Genomic DNA, 1,390 nt, shown 5'->3' with positions numbered 1-1,390 from the left:
AAAATGATTTCAAGCAATGCTTCGCGGTTCGGGAAATGGCGATATAGCGTCCCCATGCCAATTCCAGCCCTTCGAGCAACTTCGCGTAAAGAGGCGTTAGCACCCTGCTCGGCAAATACCTCCTGTGCAATGGAAAGTATATTGTCGTAATTTTTTTTTGCGTCTGCTCTCATAAAATCCTCTTGACATTCGGAGCAGCAGTCCACTTATAATGAACACTGCTCCGTTTATTGTAAAACGATTTCAACTGAGGAGAAAGTGTAATGATAAATAAAATGATGAAGGCAGTGCAGCAACATAGCTTTGGTGGACCAGAAGTACTGTGCTATGAAGACGCGCCAATACCTGAGCTTAAATCAGGCGAAATACAAATTCGAGTTCGTGCTGTAGGCATTAATCCTCCTGACTGGTATTTACGTGATGGATACAAAGCATTACCGAAAGAATGGCAGCCACAAGCTAACTTCCCATTGATTCTCGGTACGGATGTCTCTGGTGTGGTTGAAGCCGTTGCCGATGACATTACAGAGTTTAAAGCTGGGGACGAGGTATATTCAATGGTTCGCTTTCCAGAAGGTATGACTGGAGACAGCAAAGCCTATGCCCAATATGTCAACGTACCGGCATCTGAAGCTGCTATCAAACCCGCCACTATAGATCACGCTCATGCGGCTGGCGCACCGATGTCACTATTAACTGCTTGGCAGTACATGATCGAGCCAGGACACAACACACCAAACCCGCTTCAACCTGAGTCACACAAGCCAGTAGAACTTGAAGGTAAGACAGTACTTGTAAATGGTGCCGCTGGCGGTGTAGGTCACATTGCAGTGCAAATCGCTAAATGGAAAGGCGCAAAAGTAATCGCTGTAGCATCTGGCGGCCATGAAAATTTCGTTCGTGATCTGGGCGCAGACATATTCATTGACTACACCCAAACAAAGCCAGAAAATGAAGTTGAAGATATTGATTTAGTCATCGATTGCGTTGGTGGTGAAAAAACAGGTCGATTTCTGCAAGTACTTAAACCTTGCGGCGCACTTTTTCCCATCTATCCACTCGGCTTTACTGGTAGGGAAGATGCCGAGAAAATGGGCTTTATTGTCTCAGCGACTCAAGTCCGTTCAAGTGGAACTCAACTAGCAGAATTGGCGCCATTGTTGAATGATGGAACCATCCGCGTAGCCATCGACAGTACCTACGCACTGCAAGATGCGCAAAAAGCGCATGAGCGTTCTGCACAAGGACATCTTCGCGGCAAGCTCGTACTCACAGTTGAATAAAAATGAGTAAACTCAAAGAAGCCATTGAGGACCTGCTTAACAATCGAAAACTAACAGTGGACGAGGCAGCCGATAAGCACTTCACCCCTGACTTCCGTCAACGGACA

2 protein-coding genes are annotated in these 1,390 nt (G+C 46.3%); one reads left to right on the top strand and one right to left on the bottom strand.

Annotated features, from left to right (window positions below; translation table 11 throughout):
- The coding region (locus B4K20_RS17015; protein WP_414683367.1) for a helix-turn-helix domain-containing protein at positions 1-173 on the bottom strand (173 nt) is incomplete at its 3' end.
- Between the two features lie 90 nt (positions 174-263).
- Here B4K20_RS17015 and B4K20_RS04760 point away from each other — a divergent pair.
- The gene (locus B4K20_RS04760; RefSeq protein ID WP_289282059.1) at positions 264-1,283 is read left to right on the top strand and encodes an NADP-dependent oxidoreductase; all 1,020 of its coding nucleotides are present in this window, start codon (positions 264-266) and stop codon (positions 1,281-1,283) included.
- Positions 1,284-1,390 lie beyond the last annotated feature (107 nt).

The sequence above is a fragment of the Methylophaga sp. UBA5088 genome, from assembly GCF_002414625.1.
In the GTDB taxonomy this organism is placed as follows: Bacteria; Pseudomonadota; Gammaproteobacteria; order Nitrosococcales; family Methylophagaceae; genus Methylophaga; species Methylophaga marina.
Note: the sequence above shows the minus strand (reverse complement) of the source record. Positions and strands in the feature narration are given on the sequence as shown.

Bases quoted from the DNA above. Each gene is read 5' to 3' on its own strand.
- B4K20_RS04760 (WP_289282059.1), top strand. From the start codon at position 264: ATGATAAATAAAATGATGAAGGCAGTGCAGCAACATAGCTTTGGTGGA.